Genomic DNA, 19,597 nt, shown 5'->3' on the forward strand with positions numbered 1-19,597 from the left:
TCAGCGCGGCACGACGAAGGTGGATTTCTCGGACACGCTGGCCGCCGGCTGCATGCCGTCGGCCTCGCGGATGATCTCGAAGCGCAGGGGGTGGGCGCCGGGGCCCAGGGCCGCGGCGCTCTGCGGCGGCACTTGCACCGCGACAGGCACCCAGCGCGACTCGGCCGGGGCCAGCCGCACCTCGTCACGCACCTGCGCCTGCGCGCCGGCGATGCCGCTCACCACCACCCGGTAGCGCTGCTCCGACTCGGTGGCGTTCATGATCTGCAACCGGTAGACGTTCTCGATGCGCCCTTCGTCGACCAGCCTTGCCAACGTACCGCGGTCGCGCACCACGTCGACGCGCATCGGGCTGCGCAGCACGAGACTGGTGACGAAGCCGACCGAGATCAGCAGCAGGATCACGCCGTAGACCAGCACGCGCGGACGGAACACACGCCGCCAGTCCAGCCTGCTCTGGCCGGCAGTCAGGCCGTTCTGCGTCGCATAGCGGATCAGTCCGCGCGGATACGCCATCTTGTCCATCACGCCGTTGCACACGTCGATGCAGGCGGCACAGCCGATGCACTCGTATTGCAGCCCCTCGCGGATGTCGATGCCGGTCGGGCAGACCTGCACGCACAGCGTGCAGTCGATGCAGTCGCCTTTGCCCTGGGCGGCCAGCGCGTCGTGCGCCAGGCTGCGCGGGCGCGAGCCGCGCGGCTCTCCGCGCCCGCCGTCATAGCTGATGATCAGGGTGTCGTGGTCGAACATCGCGCTCTGGAAGCGCGCGTACGGGCACATGTACTTGCACACCTGCTCGCGCATGAAGCCGGCGTTGCCATAGGTCGCGAAGCCGTAGAACAGCACCCAGAACGCTTCCCAGGGGCCGGGCCCGGCCGACCCCGGGCCGGCCAGACCGATCAGCGCGAGCACCTCGCCGCCCAGTTCGCGGATCGGCGTGAAGTAGCCGACGAAGGTGAAGCCGGTCCACAGGCCGATCGCCAGCCACACCGCGTGCTTGGCCGACCGGCGGGCCAGCTTCGCGGCGCCCCAGGGCGCGGCATCGAGCTTCAGGCGCGCCTGGCGGTCGCCCTCGATATGGTGCTCGACCCACATGAAGATCTCGGTGTAGACCGTCTGCGGGCAGGCGTAGCCGCACCACAGGCGGCCTGCCACCGCGGTGAACAGGAACAGCCCGTAAGCCGACAGGATGAGCAGGCCCGTCAGGTAGATGAAGTCCTGCGGGTAGAGCACCAGGTCGAAGATGTAGAAGCGCCGTGCGCCCAGGTCGAACAGCACCGCCGGGCGGCCGTTCCAGGGCAGCCAGGGCAGCCCGTAGAACACCAGCTGCGTGAGCCACACCAGCGCCCAGCGCCACGCAGCGAACCAGCCATGCACCGAGCGTGCGTGGATGGTCGCCTGCTTCGCATACAGCGAGACCATCTCGCCGGTGTCGTCGGACACCGGCGCGATCGGGATCACGCGTGACGCCGGTCGACTCATCGACAACTCGCGCCAGGGCGGCGGCGGGGACTCATTTCGCTGCGGCCGTTGTCGTGGCCCCGCCGTTCGAGAGCCCCCAGACGTAGGCGGCGAGCACCTGGATCTGCGCATCGCTCAGCCGCCCGGCGTGCGCCGGCATCAGGTTGGTCTTGCCTTCGTTGATCATCCGGACCACCGCCTCCTCGCCCCAGCCGTGCAGCCAGATCCGATCGCTGAGGTTGGGCGCGCCGAGCGCCGGGTTGCCCTTGCCGCCCGGGCCGTGGCAGGCTGCGCAGGCCGTGAACTTGGTGCGTCCGATCTGGGCCGCGATGCTGTCGTGCGGGCTGCCCGAAAGGCTCAGCACGTAGTTCGCGACATTGCGCACATCGTCGGCGCTGCCGACTGCCGCCGCCATCGGCGGCATCATGCCCTGGCGCCCCTGGGCGATCGATTGCGCAATCTGCTCGGGCGACCCGCCGTGCAGCCAGTCGGTATCGGTCAGGTTCGGAAAGCCCTTGCTGCCCCGCGCGTCGGAACCGTGGCACTGCGCGCAGTTGTTGATGAACAGCCGCTCGCCCAGCGCATGGGCCTGCGGGTCACGCGCCAGTTCGGCGGCCGACATCGTGGTGAAGCGCGCGTAGAGAGGCTCCACTTGGGCGCGACCGCGCGCCATCTCCGATTCGTACTCCGACTGCGAGGTCCAGCGCAGCTGGCCTGGGTGGGTGCCCAGCCCCGGATAGAGCACCAGATAGAGCGCACCGAACAACACCGTCAGCACGAACAGCCCCATCCACCACAGCGGCAGCGGGTTGTTCAGCTCGCGCAGATCCTCGTCCCAGACATGGCCCGTGGTGTTGTCGCCGGCCATCACCTTGCGGCGGCTGGCGATGAATAGCAGCACCAGGCACGCCGCGAGGCCGGCGATCGTGACGATGGCGATGAACAGCGGCCAACCGACCGCGACGAAATCACTCATGACGGCCCCCCAGCCGGGTTGCGGCCTCGTCGGCCGCGAACGGCAGACGGGCAGCTTCTTCGAAGCTCTCATTGCGCCGACGCGACAAGGTCCAGGCGACGATGCCGATGAAGACCAGGAAGGACAGCAGCGTCACGGCTGCCCGCAATTCGTTCAGGCTCATTTCGTGCGTCCCCTTCTCACTTCACCGCGGTGCCGAGCACCTGGAGATAGGCCACGAGCGCGTCGAGCTCGGTCTTGCCCTTGACGTCCTCGCCGGCCTGCGCCAGCTCGGCGTCGGTGTACGGCGCGCCCAGGGTTCGCAGCGCGCGCAGCTTTCCAGGCATCTCGGCCGGATCGAGCGCCGCCTTGGCGAGCCAGGGATAGGCGGGCATGTTGGACTCGGGCACCAGGTCGCGCGGGTTCGCGAGGTGCAGGCGATGCCACTCGTCGCTGTAGCGCCCGCCGACCCGGTGCAGGTCGGGACCGGTGCGCTTGCTGCCCCACTGGAACGGCCGGTCGTAGACGAACTCGCCCGCCACCGAGTAGTGGCCGTAGCGCAGCGTCTCGGCGCGGAACGGCCGGATCATCTGCGAGTGGCAGTTGTAGCAACCCTCGCGCACGTAGACGTCGCGGCCGGCCACCTGCAGGGCCGTGTAGGGCTTGAGGCCGGGCACCGGCTCGGTGGTGCTGCGCTGGAAGAACAGCGGCACGATCTCGACCAGGCCGCCGACAGCCACCACCACCAGGATCAGCACGATCATCAGCCAGTTGGTGGTCTCGATGCGCTCGTGGCCACGGGCCGGCGCTGCGTTGTGTTCGTTGCTCATGTCATCGGGTCCTCGGCAGGGTTCAGGCGCGCGCCAGCGCGGTGGGCACCGGCACAAGCGCGCGGCGGCCCGCCTTCACGGTCATCACCACGTTCCAGGCCATCAGCAGCATCCCGCTCAGGTACAGCAGGCCGCCGAGCAGGCGCACCACGTAGAACGGAAAGGTCGCCTTCACGCTCTCGACGAAGCTGTAGACCAGCGTGCCGTCAGGGTTGATGGCGCGCCACATCAGGCCCTGCATCACGCCGGCGATCCACATCGCGGCGATGTAGAGCACGACGCCGATGGTCGCGATCCAGAAGTGCAGCTCGATCGCCCGCACGCTGTACATCTCCTTGCGGCCGAACATGCGCGGGATCAGGTAGTACAGCGAGCCCATCGAGATGAAGCCCACCCAGCCGAGCGCGCCGCTGTGCACGTGTCCGACGGTCCAATCGGTGTAGTGGGAGAGCGCGTTGACGGTCTTGATCGACATCATCGGCCCCTCGAAGGTCGACATGCCGTAGAACGACAGCGAGACGATCAGGAACTTCAGGATCGGGTCGTCGCGCAGCTTGTGCCAGGCACCGCTGAGGGTCATGATCCCGTTGATCATGCCGCCCCAGCTGGGCGCCAGCAGCACCAGCGAGAACACCATGCCCACGCTCTGCGCCCAGTCGGGCAAGGCGGTGTAGTGCAGGTGGTGGGGGCCTGCCCACATGTAGGTGAAGATCAGTGCCCAGAAGTGCACGATCGACAGCCGGTAGCTGTACACCGGGCGCTCGGCCTGCTTGGGGATGTAGTAGTACATCATCCCGAGGAAGCCGGCCGTCAGGAAGAAGCCCACCGCATTGTGGCCGTACCACCACTGCACCATCGCATCCTGCACGCCGGCGTAGGCGGAGTAGCTCTTGGTCAGGCTCACCGGCAGCGCCGCGCTGTTCACCAGGTGCAGCAGCGCCACCGTCAGGATGAAGGCGCCGAAGAACCAGTTGGCCACGTAGATGTGGCGCACCTTGCGGATGCCGATGGTGCCGAAGAACACCACCGCGTAGGCCACCCACACCAGCGTGATCAGGATGTCGATCGGCCACTCGAGTTCCGCGTACTCCTTGCCGCTGGTCATGCCCAGCGGCAGCGTGACCGCAGCCAGCACGATCACCGCCTGCCAGCCCCAGAAGGTGAAGTGCGCGAGCGCCGGCGCGAACAACCGGACCTGGCAGGTGCGCTGCACCACGTGAAAGGAGGTGGCCATCAGCGCGCAACCGCCGAACGCGAAGATCACGGCGTTGGTATGCAGCGGCCGCAGCCGCCCGTAGCTCAGCCAGGGAATGCCGAAGTTGAGTTCCGGCCACGTGAGCTGCGCTGCGATCAGCACGCCCACCGCCATGCCGACCACGCCCCACAGCACGGCCGCCAGCGCGAACTGCGTGACCACACGATCCTCGTAGACCGGCGCTGCTCCCTGGGCCGCCATTGCGTTCATCGAACTCTCCTCGCATCCTGTCGATGACAGGGAGTGTCCGAACCGGAGCCTTGATGCGGCTTGACGCCGGTCAAGCTTCGGTCGATGCGTGCGCGTTCGGGTCGGCCGCCGTGGCGGGCGCGCCGCAGGCGCCGGGCTCTTCCAGCACCCGGGTGGCCTCGCGCTCGAGGTCGTCGAACTGGCCGTGGTGCACCGCCCAGGCGAAGACACCGAGCACGACCAGCGCAAGCAGCACCGAAATCGGCAAAAGCAGGTAAAGGCTGTCCATCCGGTCCGCCGTCCCTTCGTGTTCAGCGCGCAAGGCGCAGCGCGTTGCCGACCACGACGAGCGAACTGAGCGCCATGCCCAGCCCAGCAGCCCACGGCGGCAGCCAGCCCAGCAGGGCCAGCGGCACGCAGACCGCGTTGTAGCCTGCCGCCCAGGCCAGGTTCTGGCGCACGACGGCGGCACAGCGACGTGCGACGCCACGCGCATGGGCAATCTCACCGAGCCGGCTGCCCAGCACCACGATGTCGGCGCGCTGCTGCGCGAGCGCCGCGCCGTGGCCGAGCGCGACGGACACGTCGGCCTGGGCCAGCACCGGGCCGTCGTTCAGGCCGTCGCCCACCATCAGGACGCGGTGCCCCTGGCGCTGCAGTGCGCGCAGGCTGGCCAGCTTGTCCTGCGGCGTCGCGTCGTGCCGTGCATCCGCGAGGCCCAGACGCTGGGCCACCGCCTGCACGGCCCCCGCGCGATCGCCCGAGAGCAGGCGCAACCTGATGCCTTGCTCGCGCAGCGATTGCAGCAGGCCGGCCGTATCGGGGCGCAGCACCTCGTCGAACTCGAAGCGCGCGTGCGGCGGGGCCGCTGTCCCGTCCTGCGGCGCCAGCCACACCGCCGGCCGCGCAAGATCGGTGGGCGGCACGACGCCGACCCAGGCCGCCGACCCGAGCCGCCAGCGCCGGCCGTCGGCATCGAGCGCCTCGAGGCCCTGCCCGGCCTGCTCGCGCGCACCGTGCCAAGGCCAGGACGCGGCGTCCTCGGAGGGCGTCGCGCGCACCAGCGCCTGTGAGAGCGGATGACGGGAGTGGGCGGCCAACGCCGCCGCACGCCGCTGCCAGGCCTGCAGGTCGTCACCGTCCGGCCACACCACCTGCGCGAGCGCAAGCCGGTCTTCGGTCAGCGTGCCGGTCTTGTCGAAGCAGGCGACGTCGATCTGCGCCAGCGTCTCGAGCGCGTCGAGGCGCTGCACCAGCACGCCGCGACGCGCCAGCGCGCCGGTGGCCGCGATCAGCGCCGACGGGGCAGCCAGCGACAGCGCGCAGGGGCAGGTGACGATCAGGATGGACACCGCCACCCACACGGCACGCGACGGGTCGACGTGCATCCACACACCGAAGGCCGCCGCCGCCAGCAGCAGCACGCCGCCCACGAACGGCGCGGCCACGCGGTCGGCCCAGCGCACCGTCGACGGCCGCTCGGTCAGCGCTCGCTGCATCAGCGCCACGATCTGTTGATGGCGGGTGCCATGGCCGACCTGTGTGACCCGCATCAGCACCGGCGCGCCGAGGTTCAGGCTGCCGGCGATCACCGCGTCGCCGACGCCGCGCACCAGCGGCCGCGACTCGCCCGTCAGCAGCGATTCGTCGGCCTGCGTCCGGCCCTCGATCAGGCAGCCGTCGGCCGGGAAGGCCTGCCCCACCGCAACGCGGACCCGGTCGCCCGCGGCCAACCGCGCCGCCGGCACCCAGGCCACGCTGCCGTCGGCGGCGAGTCGCTCGACGCTGTCGGGCAGGCGGCGCAGCAGCGCGTCGAGCGAGCGCGTGCTGCGCTCGCGCGAGCGCGCCTCGAGCCAGCGGCCGGCCAGCAGGAAGCAGACGAACATCGTCAGCGAGTCGAAATAGACCTCGTGACCGAAGATCCCGCCAGGGTCGAAGCTCGCAGCGCTGCTGGCCACGAAGGTGACCGCGATGCCGAGCGCCACCGGCACGTCCATGCCGATGCGCCGCTGGCGCAGCGATTGCCAGGCACCGCTGAAGAAGGGCCGCGCCGAGAACAGCAGCACCGGCAGCGTCAGCACCCAGGCCGACCAGCGCAGCAGCGCGGCGAGATCGGGCGCGATATCGCCCGGCGCCGCGAAGTAGCCGGGCGCCGCGGCCATCATCACCTGCATCATGCAGAAGGCCGCGACGAACAGCCGCCACAGCGCCTGGCGCGATTCGGCCTGTCGGGCCCGCAGGGCGTCCTCGGCATCGGCCAGGTAGGCCTGGTAGCCGGCCCGCTGCACGGCCTCGATCAGGGCCGAGGCGCGGGTGCGGGCGGGGTCCCAGTCGACCTCGGCCCGCTCGGACGCGCCGTTCACCCGTGCCGCACGCACCCCATCGACCCGCTCCAGTGCCGCCTCGATGAGTCCCGCGCAGGCCGCGCAGTGCAGCCCCTGCAGGACCAGCCGGGTGCGGGCCTCGCGCCGGCCGTCGGCAGCCTCCTGCCACGTCGTGCAGGCGGCCAGCGCCGTGTCGTCGTCCAGCGCAACGCGCTGCCGCCCCGACAGTTCGGTCGGCGGCAGGGCCAGCGCAGGGGCGGCAAGTGTCAGGGTGGTGGCAGGCATGGGGCGTCGACGGAGCGCGGCAGGCGTCAGCCTGCGGTCGGCTGCGGACGGCCCCGTGCGTTACTCTAGGACCGAACTCTCCCCGTCGAACTGATGCAGATCAAGCCCGCACCTCGCCGTCACCTCCGTCTCGTCGTTCCCGCGCTGCTTTCGCTGCTGGCGGCGACCGCACCGGCGCAGTCGGGCCCGCAGAAGCTGCCCTCGGTGCGTCTCAATGCGGGCATCCACAACATCCAGGCCGAGGTGGCGCGCACGCCCGAGCAGCGCGCGATCGGCCTGATGAACCGGCCGACGATGCCCCCGAACGACGGCATGCTGTTCGTGTTCGACGAGGCCGCGACGCAGTGCTTCTGGATGAAGAACACGCTGCTCCCGCTGTCGATCGCCTACCTGGCCGACGACGGCACCATCACGCAGATCGTCGACATGCCGCCGCAGACGCTGGATTCGAAGTGCTCGACGAAGCCGGTGCGGCTGGTGCTCGAGATGAACCAGGGCTGGTTCGCCAAACGCGGGCTCAAGCCGGGCAGCCGGCTCAGCGGCGACGCCTTCAAACCCTAGACGCCCACGGCATGAAAAAGGCCGGCACTGGGCCGGCCCGGGATCGCGCCGAGGCGGGACTCAGGCGAAGTTCTTCGCTGCGAAGTCCCAGTTCACGAGCGAATTGAGGAAGGTCTCGACGAACTTCGGGCGCGCATTGCGGAAGTCGATGTAATAGGCATGCTCCCACACGTCGACCGTCAGCAGCGCCTTGTCGGCGGTGGTCAGCGGGGTGGCGGCGTTGCCGGTGTTGACGATGTCCACCGAGCCGTCCGCCTTCTTCACGAGCCAGGTCCAACCGGAGCCGAAGTTGCCGACGGCACTCTTCGCGAAGGCTTCCTTGAAGGCGGCCAGGCTGCCCCACTTGGCGTCGATGGCGGCCGCCAGCGCGCCGCTCGGCGCACCGCCGCCCTGCGGCTTCATGCTGTTCCAGAAGAAGGTGTGGTTCCAGATCTGGGCTGCGTTGTTGAACACGCCACCGCTGGACTTCTTGACGATGTCTTCCAGGCTCAGCGACTCGAACTCGGTGCCCTTGATCAGGTTGTTGAGATTGGTCACGTAGGCTTGGTGGTGCTTGCCGTAGTGGAACTCGAAGGTCTCCTTCGAGAGGTGCGGCGCGAGGGCGTCCATCGCATACGGCAGCGGCGGCAGGGTGTGTTCCATGAGGTCTGTCCTTCCTTGGTCTTGAGCCTGGGGGATGAGAGGGGCATTGTAGGCAGCACCCGCAGGCCGGCCGCCTGCGCGGCGCATGCCTGCATCAGCGTCGGGGCTTGTCGGGTTCGATGCCGATCACCTGCGCCTCGATGCGGCCGTCGGCCAGCCGGGCTTTCACGGTCTGCCCTGGCTGCAGCTGGTTCACCGATGTGAGCGCCCGTCCCTCGGCGTCACCGAGCCACGCATAGCCGCGCGACAGCACGCGCTGCGGGTCGAGCGCACCCAGGCGTGCGACCAGCACGTCGAGCCGCTGGACGGCGCGCAGGCGCAGTTGCCGCGCCGCCTGCATCCAGCGCGAGGCCAGCACCGCCTGGCGCTGCTGCTGTCGTTCGAGGTGGCGGTGCATCGCCGTTCGCTGCCGTTGCGACAGCAGCGCCAGCCGCTCGCGGTGCGGCGCCAGCGCCTGGGCCGGCCGCGCGAGCCGCAGCGCGGTGCGGTCGAGCCGCTGCGCCTGGCCGTCCAGGCGCAGCGCCACGCCGCGTCTGGCGCGCCGCGCCAGATCGTGCAGCACCGCCAGCGCCTCTTCGCGCGGCATGGCGGCCAGCTCGGCCGCCGCGGTCGGCGTCGGTGCGCGCAGGTCGGCGGCGAAGTCGACCAGGCTCACGTCGGTTTCGTGGCCGATGCCGGCGATCACCGGGATGCGGCTGGCCGCGACGGCACGCACCACCAGCGCCTCGTTGAAGGCCCACAGGTCTTCCAGCGAACCACCGCCCCGGGCGACGATCAGCGTGTCGGCCCGGCCGTGCCGTCCGGCGGTCTCGATCGCTGCGGCCAACGCCGCCGGGGCCTCGGCGCCCTGCACCGGGCTCGGGTAGACAATCACGCGCACCTGCGGCGCTCGGCGCTGCAACGCGGTCAGCACGTCGTGCAGGGCCGCCGCCGCAAGCGACGTGACCACACCGATGCAGGCAGGGTGGCGGACGATCGTTCGTTTGCGCGTCGCGTCGAACAGGCCCTCGGCCTCGAGCTGGGCCTTGAGCCGCAGGAAGCGCTCGTAGAGGGCGCCTGCGCCGGCACGCTGCATCGATTCGACGACGAACTGCAGTTCGCCACGTGGCTCGTACACCGCCAGACGACCGCGCAACTCGACGAGATGCCCCTCCTCGGGCGCGAAGTCGAGCAGGCTCGCGGCGCGACGGAACATCGCACAGCGCAGCGCGGCGGTGCCTTCGGCGTCCTTCAGCGTGAAGTAGCAATGGCCGCTGGCGGCTCGGGTGTAGCCGGACACCTCGCCGCGCACGGCGACGGACGCGAAGCGCGCCGCCAGCGTGTCGGCGACTGCATGCACCAGCGCAGCGACCTCCCAGACCCGGGGCCCGATGGCACGGCCCGCTCCCTCCTCCACGGGCATCACGCCGCGCACCGCGGGGCGATCAGCCGGGGCCATCGCAATGGCCCCGATACGCTCCGAGCCCCCTCGAAATGCGGGGATGGAACTCCACAGCCGCGCCAAATAAGGCCGCGCACCGCACTGACCCCGTCATGAGCCTGTCAAAGTTGTGCAAGCCTTTGATTCCAAAGCGTTTTTTTGTGCTCATTGTTTGAGCAATCTGTTCGAGGCCTTGACTGGCGGGCGTTTGAGGCGGGGAGCAAGGTGGTTGCCCACAAAGTTATCCACAACAACGGTGGACGATTGCGGCAGCGAACTCGAGGGGGCTGTCGCGGCAGGCACCGCCGGGGCCGGGCCATAATCGCCGCGACCCGAATCAGGAGAACCTCGTTGTTTTCGATCATACAAGCCGCGGGCTGGCCGATCTGGCCGCTGATCCTGTGTTCCATCGTTGCGCTGGCGCTCGTGATCGAGCGATTCAGCAGCCTGCGCACCGTGCGCGTCGTGCCGCAGCGACTGCTCGATGAAGTCATCTCCGTCACCAGCAAGAGCCTGCCGGCGCCCGAGGTGGTGAACAAGCTGTCGGCCAACTCGGTGCTGGGCAGCGTGCTGGCCAGCGGCCTGCGCGCGGTGATCGCCGACCCGCGCATCACCGAGGACGGCCTGCGCATCGCCTTCGAGACCGCCGGACGTGCCGCTGTGCACCGTCTCGAGCGCTACCTGAACACCCTGGGCACCATCGCTTCGGCAGCGCCGCTGCTGGGGCTGTTCGGCACGGTGGTGGGCATGATCGAGATCTTCGGCTCGCAGGCCCCGGCCACCACCGCCGGCGTCGGAGGCAACCCGGAACAACTGGCGCACGGCATCTCGATCGCGCTCTACAACACGGCCTTCGGGCTGGTGGTGGCCATCCCGTCGCTGATGTTCTATCGCTACTTCCGCGGGCGAGTCGACGAGTACACGATCGATCTCGAGCAGGCCAGCGAGCGCATCATGCCGCACCTGCTGCGCTTCACTTCGCGCCAGAGCTGAGCAGCGGCACCGGGCCCGACGACCATGGCGATGAACTTCCGCCACCGCCGCAGCGAGGAGCCGGAGATCAACCTGATCCCGTTCATCGACGTGCTGCTGGTGATCCTGATCTTCCTGATGCTCTCGACCACCTATTCCAAGTTCACCGAGTTGAAGGTGAACCTGCCGGTGGCCGATTCGGAACGCGCCCGCGACTATCCGAAAGAGATCATCGTCGGCGTCGCGAGCGACGGGCGCTACACGGTCAACCGCGACGCGGTCGCGGGTCGTGACCTCGCCACGCTGACAGCCGCCCTGGCTGCCGCCGCCGCGGGCCAGAACGACCGGGTGGTGATCGTCTCCGCCGACGCGAGCGCGGCCCACCAGAGCGTGATCAATGTGCTGGACGCCGCCCGCCGCGCCGGGTTGCAACAGCTGACCTTCGCGACCCAAGGCAGCCGCAACGGCGCCGACGCCGAGCCGCGTTGAATGCGGACCCGCCCCGCGCGCCGCGGCGCGCACCGCTCGAAGCCTTCCTGACCCAGCAGTGGCTGCGCCGCGGGCCGGTGGCCTGGGCGCTGCGACCACTGGCGGCGCTGTACGGCGCGGCCGTGGCGCTGCGCAACCGTCGCTATCGGCTCACCCCCGGCCGCAGCGTGCGCGTCGGCCGGCCGGTCGTGGTGATCGGTAACCGCATCGCCGGCGGTGCCGGCAAGACGCCCACCGTGATCGCCGTGCTGGCCCATTTGCGTCGCCAAGGCTGGCAGCCCGGCGTGGTGTCGCGCGGACACGGCCGCACTGCCCTCGGCGTGCAGGCCGTCGCCGCCGACACGCCGGCCGACGTCGTGGGCGATGAACCCCTGCTGATCCACCTGCGCAGCGGCGCGCCGGTGGTGGTCGGCCGCGACCGCGTGGCGGCGGCCGCCGCGCTGCTGCGGGCCCGGCCGGAGATCGACGTGATCGTTGCCGACGACGGCTTGCAGCACCGCCGCCTGGCGCGCGATGTCGAAGTCGTGGTGTTCGATGCTCGGGGAGCCGGCAACGGCTGGCTGCTGCCGGCGGGCCCGCTGCGCGAGCCGATCGACACGCCGACCGGTGCCGGGACCGCGCTGGTGCTCTACAACGCCGACCGGCCCAGCACGCCACTGCCCGGCTACGCGACGCGACGCGCGCTGACCGGCGCCGTGGCGCTCGCGGCGTGGTGGCAGGGCACGCCGGCTGCCGCCGCCACGCTCGCTTCGCTGCGCGGCAGGCCCGTACTCGCCTGCGCCGGCATCGCCCAGCCTCAGCGCTTCTTCGAACAGCTGCGCCACGCCGGCCTCGACGTGCAGGAGCAGGCCCTGCCCGACCACGCGGCGTTCGACGCCCTGCCCTGGCCGGCCGCGACCCCCGACGTGATCGTGACCGAGAAGGACGCCGTCAAGCTCCCGGTCGACCGCGTACGACGCGAGCGGCCCGGCACGCGGGTCTGGGTCGCGCCGCTAGACTTCTCGCCCGAGCCGGCATTCTTCGCCGCACTCGACACCGCACTGGCCCCACTGTCACCGCGCCGCGAAGGATGAGCATGGACACCCGATTGATGGACCTGCTGGTGTGCCCGATCTGCAAGGGCCCGCTGACGCACGATCACTCCAGCCACGAGCTGCATTGCGCGGCCGACCGGCTGGCGTTCCCGATCCGCGACGGCATTCCGGTGATGCTCGAATCGGAGGCGCGCGCACTGGACGAGTCGCCCTCGCAGGCCGCACCCCTGTCGGAATGAGCTTCACGGTCCTGATCCCGGCGCGGCTCGGTTCGAGCCGGCTGCCGGACAAGCCCCTGGCCGACATCGCCGGCCTGCCGATGGTGGTGCACGTGGCGCGGCGCGCCCTGGCCAGCGGCGCGGCGGTGGTGGTGGTGGCGGCCGACGACACGCGCACGGTCGAGGCCTGTGCGCGCCATGGCGTGCGGGCGCTGCTGACGCGCCGCGACCATGCAACCGGCAGCGACCGCCTCGCCGAGGCCTGCGACCTGCTCGCACTGCCGGACAGCGAAATCGTCGTCAACGTGCAGGGCGACGAGCCGCTGATCGATCCGGCGCTGATCGACGCCTGCGCACGCCTGCTGGCCGAGCGCCCCGAATGCGTGATGGGCACGGCCGCCCACGCGATCGACACCGTGGCGGAGTTCGAGAACCCGAACGTCGTGAAGGTGGTGTGCGACGCGCTGGGCCGGGCATTGAGCTTTTCGCGGGCGCCGATGCCCTGGTGGCGCGATGGCTACGCCGCTGGGCTGCGCCAGGCAACAGCGCTGAGCGATCCGCCGCCGCTGCGGCACATCGGTCTGTATGCCTACCGGGCCGGCTTCCTGCGCCGCTACCCGAAGCTGGCGCCGAGCCCGATCGAGACGATCGAATCGCTCGAACAGCTGCGCGTGCTCTGGCACGGCGAGCGCATCGCGGTGCACGTGAGTCCGCTGCGTCCCGGCCCGGGCGTCGACACGCCCGACGACCTGGCACGCGTGCGCGCCCTGCTCCACGATACGGGGCAAGAACCGCCGCGCGAGTCAGGTTGACGAAAGGCTGCGTGGTATTCTCATTTTGACCCTGCAGGCAACGTTCCTTCACGGTCGAGCAGCTGCGAGACAAGCCGCGTGCCGCCTCCGGGTGCCACGGCGTGCGAACCGACAAGAAACCACGAGGACCCGCGATGAAACTGATCCTGTTGGGCGCACCCGGCGCTGGCAAGGGCACCCAAGCCACCTTCATCTGCCAGAAGTTCGGAATCCCGCAGATCTCGACCGGCGACATGCTGCGCGCCGCCGTCAAGGCTGGGACCCCGCTGGGGCTGGAGGCCAAGAAGGTGATGGACAGCGGCGGCCTCGTCAGCGACGACATCATCATCGGCCTCGTCAAGGAACGCATCACGCAGCCGGACTGCGCCAACGGCTTCCTGTTCGACGGCTTCCCGCGCACGATCCCGCAGGCTGACGCGATGAAGGCCGCGGGCGTGAAGCTCGACCTCGTGCTGGAGATCGACGTGCCCGACGAGGCCATCATCGAACGCATGAGCGGTCGCCGCGTGCACGTGGCCTCGGGCCGCACCTACCACGTCAAGTTCAACCCGCCCAAGGTGGCCGGCGTCGACGACGTGACCGGCGAACCGCTGATCCAGCGCGACGACGACAAGGAAGCCACCGTGCTCAAGCGTCTGCAGGTCTACCAGAGCCAGACCCGGCCGCTGGTCGACTACTACGCCGCCTGGGCCGCGACCGGCGATGCGGCAGCCCCGAAGTACCGCAAGATCGCCGGCACCGGCAGCGTCGACGAGATCACGACGCGGGCTCTGGCGGCCCTGGCCTGAGGCCGGTCGACGGGCGGCTCGCGGCCTCTCCCTCCTTCCTCTTTTCCTTTTTGTACCGGGGCCGCAGCAGCGGCCCTTTTTCTTTCCTCCCTCCACTTCACCACCGGAGCTCCGCATGGATATCGCAGGCAAGGTCTATATCGTCACCGGCGGCGCCTCGGGCCTGGGCGAAGGCACCGCGCGCATGCTGGCCCGCGAAGGCGGCATCGTCGTGGTGGCCGACCTGCAGGCCGAGGCCGGTGAGGCGGTGGCGCGAGACATCGGCGGCGCCTTCGTCAAGTGCGACGTCGCCAACGAGGCCGACGGCCAGGCGGTGGTGGCGAAGGCGGTCTCGCTGGGCAAGCTGATGGGGCTGGTGAACTGCGCCGGCATCGCGCCCGCCGTCAAGACGGTGGGCAAGGACGGCGCCCACCCGCTGGCCGTGTTCAGCAAGGTGGTCACGGTCAACCTGGTCGGCACGTTCAACATGATCCGGCTCGCCGCCGAGGCGATGAGCCGCAACGCCCCCGAAGCCACCGGCGAGCGCGGCGTCATCATCTCGACGGCCTCGGTGGCGGCCTACGACGGCCAGATCGGCCAGGCGGCATATGCCGCCAGCAAGGGTGGCGTGGTCGGGATGACGCTGCCGATCGCGCGCGACCTGGCCCGCAGCGGCATCCGCAACATGACGATCGCCCCGGGCATCTTCGGCACGCCGATGCTGTTCGCGATGCCGCAGGAGGTGCAGGACGCACTGGCCGCCGGTGTGCCCTTCCCCTCGCGTCTGGGCACGCCCGCAGACTACGCCAAGTTGGTGCAGCAGATCCTCACCAACGAGATGCTCAACGGCGAGGTCATCCGCCTGGACGGGGCGATCCGGCTGGCGCCGAAATGAAAGTGAGCGCGCCCGGGCGCGAACTGCCCGCTGGCCCGACCAGGCCCTAGACTTCGCGCGTGATCCCCCAGGCTTTCATCGACGAACTGCTCGCCCGCGCCGACATCGTCGAGGTCATCGGTCCGCACGTCGAGCTCAAGCGCGCCGGCAAGGACTTCAAGGGCCTGTGCCCCTTCCACGGCGAGAAGACGCCGAGCTTCTACGTGATCCCGGCCAAGCAGTTCTATCACTGCTTCGGCTGCGGTGCCCAGGGCCATGCGCTGCGCTTTCTGACCGAGCATGTCGGGCTCGACTTCCCCGAGGCGGTGCGCGACCTCGCGCAGCGCCTGGGCATGACCGTGCCTCAGGAAGACAGCTCGCCCGAGGAGCGCGAGCGCGCCAGGGCAGCGAAGGAGCGCCAGGCCACGCTGAGCGAGGTGCTGGCGAAGGCCGGCGAGCACTGGCGCAAGCAGCTCAGGGGCAGCCCGCGCGCGGTGAACTATCTCAAGGGCCGCGGACTGACTGGCGAGATCGCGGCACGCTTCGGCATGGGCTACGCGCCCGAAGGCTGGCGAGGCCTCGCCAGCGTGTTCCCGCGCTACGACGACCCGTTGCTCGCCGAATCGGGTCTGGTGATCGTGCAGGGCGACGAAGGGCCGGAGCAGAAGCGCTACGACCGCTTCCGCGACCGCATCATGTTCCCGATCCGCTCGGTGCAGGGCGAAGTGATCGGCTTCGGCGGTCGCGTGCTCGACGCCGGCGAGCCGAAGTACCTCAACTCTCCGGAGACCCCGGTGTTCGTCAAGGGTCGCGAACTCTACGGCCTGCACGAGGCCCGCCAGGCGCTGCGCGAGCGCGGCTATGCACTGGTGGTCGAGGGCTACATGGACGTGGTGGCCCTCGCCCAGCTCGGATTTCCGAACGCCGTGGCAACGCTTGGCACCGCCTGCACCGCCGAGCATGTGCACAAACTGCTGCGATTCACCGACCGCATCGTCTTCAGCTTCGACGGCGATGCGGCCGGCCGCCGTGCCGCCGGCCGCGCTCTGGAGGCGGCGCTGCCGCACGCCAGCGACACGCGCAGCATGAAGTTCCTGTTCCTGCCGGCAGAGCACGACCCTGATTCGTTCGTGCGTGCGCACGGCACCGCCGCCTTCGAAGCCTGCGTCGAGCAGGCGGTGCCGCTGTCGCGCCAGCTGCTCGAGGTGGCCCGCGAGGGCTGCGATCTCGACAGCGCCGAAGGGCGCGCGCGCATGCTTGCCAACGCCAAGCCGCTGTGGTCGGCGCTGCCGGATGGCGCGCTGCGGCGCCAGCTGCTGGGCGAGCTGGCGCGGGCTGGCGCCCTCGAATCCGCGGAGCTGCAGGCGCTCTGGGGCGGCCAGGCGCCGCCGCGGCGCGAGGCCGCGCGCCCGCCGCCGCGCCCCAACCGGCGGGCGCTGCGCGCCGCGACCAGCTCACTCGACCGCGGGGCCTGGCTGCTGGTGCAGCGCTGCGACCTGTGGGACCGGCTCGACGTGGCCACTCACGAGCTGTTGTGCGAGGTGCTCGACCCCCACGGCAGCTTCTTCCGTTGGCTCGACCGCCGCTTCCACGAAGAGGGCCCGCTATCGCCGCAGACCCTGCTCGCCGAGATGCAGGCCGGCGGCGAAGGCCCGGGACTGGCCGAACTGGCACAGCGCATCGGGGCGCTGCACGAGGTGGAGGTCGGCGAGCACGCCGAGGCCGAGCTGCGGGTGGTGGCCGACCGCGTGCGCCTCGATGCGTTGGAGCGCGATCTGGAAAGCCTCACCGCTGCCGAGCCGCTGACCGCAGACATGCTGGACACGATCCGTCGTACCCGCCAGAACGCCGACGAGATCAAGCGCCGCCTCGCGCGCGGGCAGACCACAGCGAGTTCCTGACCCTGCGGCTTTGACGCCCGACCAGGAATCGCCGATAATCGTCGGCTAGTCGTATGCGGCAAGAGTGAGCGCAGCACCTCCGGGCCCCGGCCACCCTCGACAAGGGTTACCAACAGGCCACCTTCCCCCGCCAGGGCTGCACCTTCAGGACACTCACGCGAGCTTGCCCGCCAACGCCGATGCCCCGACGGCCCCCTCCGGCCCGACGGCTGCCCGACCTGTGTTTGCATGGTGCCTTCCGCGGCCATGCAGTGCCGGGCCGGATTGCGGCGCATGGCTTCAGGCACCCGAGACACCCATCCTCCAAGGAATCGCATGACCGCGAAGAAGAGCGCTCCCGCCCCTGCGAGCAAGCCATCGAAGACCGCCGCGCCGGCGCCGGCCGCCAAGGCCGCAGCCAAGTCGGCCGGCAAGGCCGAGATCGACCCGAAGAAGGCCAAGGCGGCTGCCGCCCCGGCCAAAGCCGCGGGGAAGACGGCCAAAGTCGCCGTGCCCGAGGCCCCCAAGGGCAAGCCGGGTCGCAAGCCGGCCGCCAAGCAAGCGCTGCCGGTGCTCGACGAGGACCTGGGCGACATCGAGGCCGACCTCGAAGGCGAAGCCAGCGCCGAGGACACCGGTGGCGACAAGCCCAAGGCCAAGCCGCTGCGCATGAAGGTCTCGCGCGCCAAGGAGCGCGCGCTGATGCGCGAATTCGGTCTCGATGAGACGGCGCTGACCGAGGACGAGGTGGCCAAGCGCCGCCAGGAGCTCAAGACGCTCATCAAGATGGGCAAGACCCGGGGTTTCCTGACACACCAGGAAATCAACGACCACCTGCCCGAAAAGCTGATCGAGGCCGAGATCCTCGAGGCCATCGTGTCGATGCTCAACGACATGGGCATCGCCGTCTACGAGCAAGCACCCGACGCGGCCACGCTGCTGATCGCCGGCGGCTCGACCGCCACCTCGACCGATGAGGAGGCCGAGGAAGAGGCCGAGGCGGCGCTGTCGACCGTCGACTCCGAGTTCGGCCGCACCACCGACCCGGTGCGCATGTACATGCGCGAGATGGGCACGGTCGAGCTGCTGACGCGCGAGGGTGAGATCGAGATCGCCAAACGCATCGAGGGCGGGCTGCAGGCGATGATGCTGGCGATCAGCGAATCGCCCACCACGATCGCCGAGATCCTGGTGCTGGCCGACAAGATCCGCGTCGGCGAGATGCAGATCTCGGAGGCGGTCGACGGCTTCGTGTCGAACGAGGAGGCCGACGACTACGTCGCCGAAGAGGACTTCGACGAGTTCGACGAGGAAGACGACGACGACGGCAACGGCGGCTCGAAGGCGCTGACCAAGAAGCTCGAGGAACTGAAGACGCAGGCGCTGGTGCGTTTCGACGAACTGCGCACGCACTTCGACCGCATGCGCAAGGCCTACGAGAAGGAAGGCTACAAGTCGCCGGCCTACAACCGCGCGCAGATGGGCGTGAGTTCCGAGATCATGAGCCTGCGCTTCACGGTCAAGACCATCGAGCGGCTGTGCCAGATCCTGCGCTCGCAGGTCGACGACATCCGCCGCTACGAGCGCGAACTGCGCAAGATCGTGGTCGACAAGTGCGGCATGCCGCAGGACCACTTCATCAAGACCTTCCCGCCAAACTCGCTGAACCTCAAGTGGGCCGAGAAGGAGATCGCAGCCAACAAGTCGTACAGCGCGGTGATGGCGCGCAACCTGCCGCCGATCCAGGACCTGCAGCAGAAGCTGATCGACCTGCAGAGCCGTGCGGTGGTGCCGATCGACGACCTGAAGCTCATCAACAAGAAGATGAACCAGGGCGAGAAGGCCTCGCGAGACGCGAAGAAGGAGATGATCGAGGCCAACCTGCGCCTGGTGATCTCGATCGCGAAGAAGTACACCAACCGCGGCCTGCAGTTCCTCGATCTGATCCAGGAAGGCAACATCGGCCTGATGAAGGCGGTCGACAAGTTCGAATACCGCCGCGGCTACAAGTTCTCGACCTACGCGACGTGGTGGATCCGCCAGGCCATCACGCGCTCGATCGCCGACCAGGCGCGCACCATTCGCATTCCGGTGCACATGATCGAGACGATCAACAAGATGAACCGCCTGTCGCGCCAGCACCTGCAGGAGTTCGGCTTCGAGCCGGACGCCCCGACGCTGGCCGAAAAGATGGAGATGCCCGAGGACAAGATCCGCAAGATCATGAAGATCGCCAAGGAGCCGATCTCCATGGAGACGCCGATCGGCGACGACGACGATTCGCACCTGGGCGACTTCATCGAGGACACCAACAACACCGCGCCGATCGAGGCGGCGATGCAGGCAGGTCTGCGCGACGTGGTGAAGGACATCCTCGACTCGCTGACGCCGCGCGAGGCCAAGGTGCTGCGCATGCGCTTCGGCATCGAGATGTCGACCGACCACACGCTGGAGGAAGTGGGCAAGCAGTTCGACGTGACGCGCGAGCGCATCCGCCAGATCGAAGCCAAGGCGATCCGCAAGCTCAAGCACCCGAGCCGTTCCGACAAGCTGAGGACCTACCTGGACAATCTCTGAGCGCGGCCCTGTCCGCCCCCAAAGCCCGGCCTTGTGCCGGGCTTTTTTC

General features: G+C 69.5%; 19 protein-coding genes. 10 read left to right on the top strand and 9 right to left on the bottom strand.

Annotated features, from left to right (window positions below; translation table 11 throughout):
* The 7 genes from ccoG to MPE_RS12505 form a co-directional block, all read right to left on the bottom strand.
* Positions 1 to 1,485: a cytochrome c oxidase accessory protein CcoG gene (gene ccoG, locus MPE_RS12475; protein ID WP_011830062.1), complete on the bottom strand. Its 1,485-nt coding sequence runs from the start codon at positions 1,483 to 1,485 to the stop codon at positions 1 to 3.
* A 31-nt stretch (positions 1,486 to 1,516) separates the two neighbouring features.
* Entirely contained in the window at positions 1,517 to 2,440 is a 924-nt protein-coding gene (gene ccoP / locus MPE_RS12480) for a cytochrome-c oxidase, cbb3-type subunit III (protein ID WP_011830063.1), read from the bottom strand.
* Entirely contained in the window at positions 2,433 to 2,603 is a 171-nt protein-coding gene (locus MPE_RS12485; RefSeq protein WP_011830064.1) for a cbb3-type cytochrome oxidase subunit 3, read from the bottom strand. Before MPE_RS12485 ends, ccoP begins: the two co-directional genes overlap by 8 nt.
* Before the next feature lie 16 nt (positions 2,604 to 2,619).
* Positions 2,620 to 3,249 (bottom strand): cytochrome-c oxidase, cbb3-type subunit II, encoded by a 630-nt coding sequence (gene ccoO, locus MPE_RS12490; protein ID WP_011830065.1) that lies wholly within the window; start codon positions 3,247 to 3,249, stop codon positions 2,620 to 2,622.
* Positions 3,250 to 3,271: 22 nt separating this feature from the next.
* The gene (gene ccoN / locus MPE_RS12495) at positions 3,272 to 4,714 is read right to left on the bottom strand and encodes a cytochrome-c oxidase, cbb3-type subunit I (RefSeq protein WP_011830066.1); all 1,443 of its coding nucleotides are present in this window, start codon (positions 4,712 to 4,714) and stop codon (positions 3,272 to 3,274) included.
* A 70-nt stretch (positions 4,715 to 4,784) separates the two neighbouring features.
* The gene (ccoS, locus tag MPE_RS12500) at positions 4,785 to 5,015 is read right to left on the bottom strand and encodes a cbb3-type cytochrome oxidase assembly protein CcoS (protein ID WP_310733857.1); all 231 of its coding nucleotides are present in this window, start codon (positions 5,013 to 5,015) and stop codon (positions 4,785 to 4,787) included.
* On the bottom strand, positions 5,005 to 7,302 hold the full coding sequence (locus MPE_RS12505) for a heavy metal translocating P-type ATPase (RefSeq protein WP_011830067.1): 2,298 nt from the start codon (positions 7,300 to 7,302) through the stop codon (positions 5,005 to 5,007). Before MPE_RS12505 ends, ccoS begins: the two co-directional genes overlap by 11 nt.
* A 93-nt stretch (positions 7,303 to 7,395) precedes the next feature.
* On the opposite strand from MPE_RS12505, the gene MPE_RS12510 reads away from it, so the two are divergent.
* A complete protein-coding gene (locus MPE_RS12510; protein WP_011830068.1) occupies positions 7,396 to 7,863 on the top strand; it encodes a DUF192 domain-containing protein in 468 nt (155 codons plus the stop codon).
* Positions 7,864 to 7,923: 60 nt separating this feature from the next.
* On the opposite strand, the gene sodB is transcribed toward MPE_RS12510, so the two are convergent.
* Together sodB and xseA are read right to left on the bottom strand one after the other, a co-directional pair.
* Entirely contained in the window at positions 7,924 to 8,505 is a 582-nt protein-coding gene (gene sodB, locus MPE_RS12515; protein WP_011830069.1) for a superoxide dismutase [Fe], read from the bottom strand.
* A 94-nt stretch (positions 8,506 to 8,599) separates the two neighbouring features.
* Positions 8,600 to 9,943 (bottom strand): exodeoxyribonuclease VII large subunit, encoded by a 1,344-nt coding sequence (gene xseA / locus MPE_RS12520; protein ID WP_011830070.1) that lies wholly within the window; start codon positions 9,941 to 9,943, stop codon positions 8,600 to 8,602.
* A gap of 333 nt (positions 9,944 to 10,276) precedes the next feature.
* Between xseA and MPE_RS12525 the strand changes: the two genes are divergently transcribed.
* The 9 genes from MPE_RS12525 (at position 10,277) to rpoD (ending at position 19,548) form a co-directional block, all read left to right on the top strand.
* Positions 10,277 to 10,918, top strand: a complete 642-nt coding sequence (locus tag MPE_RS12525) for a MotA/TolQ/ExbB proton channel family protein (RefSeq protein ID WP_011830071.1) — start codon at positions 10,277 to 10,279, stop codon at positions 10,916 to 10,918.
* 30 nt (positions 10,919 to 10,948) lie between these two features.
* Positions 10,949 to 11,386: an ExbD/TolR family protein gene (locus MPE_RS12530; RefSeq protein WP_036235919.1), complete on the top strand. Its 438-nt coding sequence runs from the start codon at positions 10,949 to 10,951 to the stop codon at positions 11,384 to 11,386.
* Positions 11,383 to 12,459: a tetraacyldisaccharide 4'-kinase gene (lpxK, locus tag MPE_RS12535; RefSeq protein ID WP_011830073.1), complete on the top strand. Its 1,077-nt coding sequence runs from the start codon at positions 11,383 to 11,385 to the stop codon at positions 12,457 to 12,459. The genes MPE_RS12530 and lpxK overlap by 4 nt, the downstream gene beginning before the upstream one ends.
* Positions 12,460 to 12,461: 2 nt before the next feature.
* On the top strand, positions 12,462 to 12,659 hold the full coding sequence (locus MPE_RS12540; RefSeq protein ID WP_011830074.1) for a Trm112 family protein: 198 nt from the start codon (positions 12,462 to 12,464) through the stop codon (positions 12,657 to 12,659).
* On the top strand, positions 12,656 to 13,450 hold the full coding sequence (kdsB, locus tag MPE_RS12545; protein WP_011830075.1) for a 3-deoxy-manno-octulosonate cytidylyltransferase: 795 nt from the start codon (positions 12,656 to 12,658) through the stop codon (positions 13,448 to 13,450). The genes MPE_RS12540 and kdsB overlap by 4 nt, the downstream gene beginning before the upstream one ends.
* A gap of 134 nt (positions 13,451 to 13,584) precedes the next feature.
* Complete coding sequence (gene adk / locus MPE_RS12550; RefSeq protein ID WP_011830076.1) at positions 13,585 to 14,238, top strand: adenylate kinase; 654 nt, start codon at positions 13,585 to 13,587, stop codon at positions 14,236 to 14,238.
* A 115-nt stretch (positions 14,239 to 14,353) separates the two neighbouring features.
* Positions 14,354 to 15,112 (top strand): 3-hydroxyacyl-CoA dehydrogenase, encoded by a 759-nt coding sequence (locus MPE_RS12555; protein WP_011830077.1) that lies wholly within the window; start codon positions 14,354 to 14,356, stop codon positions 15,110 to 15,112.
* A 59-nt stretch (positions 15,113 to 15,171) separates the two neighbouring features.
* Positions 15,172 to 16,992, top strand: coding sequence for a DNA primase (gene dnaG, locus MPE_RS12560; RefSeq protein WP_011830078.1), 1,821 nt, complete (start codon positions 15,172 to 15,174; stop codon positions 16,990 to 16,992).
* Between the two features lie 315 nt (positions 16,993 to 17,307).
* Positions 17,308 to 19,548, top strand: coding sequence for an RNA polymerase sigma factor RpoD (gene rpoD / locus MPE_RS12565; protein WP_011830079.1), 2,241 nt, complete (start codon positions 17,308 to 17,310; stop codon positions 19,546 to 19,548).
* The last annotated feature ends 49 nt before the right edge of the window (positions 19,549 to 19,597 follow it).

The sequence above is a fragment of the Methylibium petroleiphilum PM1 genome, assembly GCF_000015725.1.
GTDB lineage: Bacteria > Pseudomonadota > Gammaproteobacteria > Burkholderiales > Burkholderiaceae_C > Methylibium > Methylibium petroleiphilum.

Coding starts and splice junctions, on each gene's coding strand:
- ccoN (WP_011830066.1), bottom strand. CDS start 4,714: ATGAACGCAATGGCGGCCCAGGGAGCAGCGCCGGTCTACGAGGATCGT.
- ccoP (WP_011830063.1), bottom strand. CDS start 2,440: ATGAGTGATTTCGTCGCGGTCGGTTGGCCGCTGTTCATCGCCATCGTC.
- xseA (WP_011830070.1), bottom strand. CDS start 9,943: ATGGCCCCGGCTGATCGCCCCGCGGTGCGCGGCGTGATGCCCGTGGAG.
- rpoD (WP_011830079.1), top strand. CDS start 17,308: ATGACCGCGAAGAAGAGCGCTCCCGCCCCTGCGAGCAAGCCATCGAAG.
- MPE_RS12510 (WP_011830068.1), top strand. CDS start 7,396: ATGCAGATCAAGCCCGCACCTCGCCGTCACCTCCGTCTCGTCGTTCCC.
- ccoG (WP_011830062.1), bottom strand. CDS start 1,485: ATGAGTCGACCGGCGTCACGCGTGATCCCGATCGCGCCGGTGTCCGAC.
- MPE_RS12540 (WP_011830074.1), top strand. CDS start 12,462: ATGGACACCCGATTGATGGACCTGCTGGTGTGCCCGATCTGCAAGGGC.
- kdsB (WP_011830075.1), top strand. CDS start 12,656: ATGAGCTTCACGGTCCTGATCCCGGCGCGGCTCGGTTCGAGCCGGCTG.
- MPE_RS12530 (WP_036235919.1), top strand. CDS start 10,949: ATGAACTTCCGCCACCGCCGCAGCGAGGAGCCGGAGATCAACCTGATC.
- MPE_RS12485 (WP_011830064.1), bottom strand. CDS start 2,603: ATGAGCCTGAACGAATTGCGGGCAGCCGTGACGCTGCTGTCCTTCCTG.
- adk (WP_011830076.1), top strand. CDS start 13,585: ATGAAACTGATCCTGTTGGGCGCACCCGGCGCTGGCAAGGGCACCCAA.
- MPE_RS12505 (WP_011830067.1), bottom strand. CDS start 7,302: ATGCCTGCCACCACCCTGACACTTGCCGCCCCTGCGCTGGCCCTGCCG.
- ccoO (WP_011830065.1), bottom strand. CDS start 3,249: ATGAGCAACGAACACAACGCAGCGCCGGCCCGTGGCCACGAGCGCATC.
- sodB (WP_011830069.1), bottom strand. CDS start 8,505: ATGGAACACACCCTGCCGCCGCTGCCGTATGCGATGGACGCCCTCGCG.
- MPE_RS12555 (WP_011830077.1), top strand. CDS start 14,354: ATGGATATCGCAGGCAAGGTCTATATCGTCACCGGCGGCGCCTCGGGC.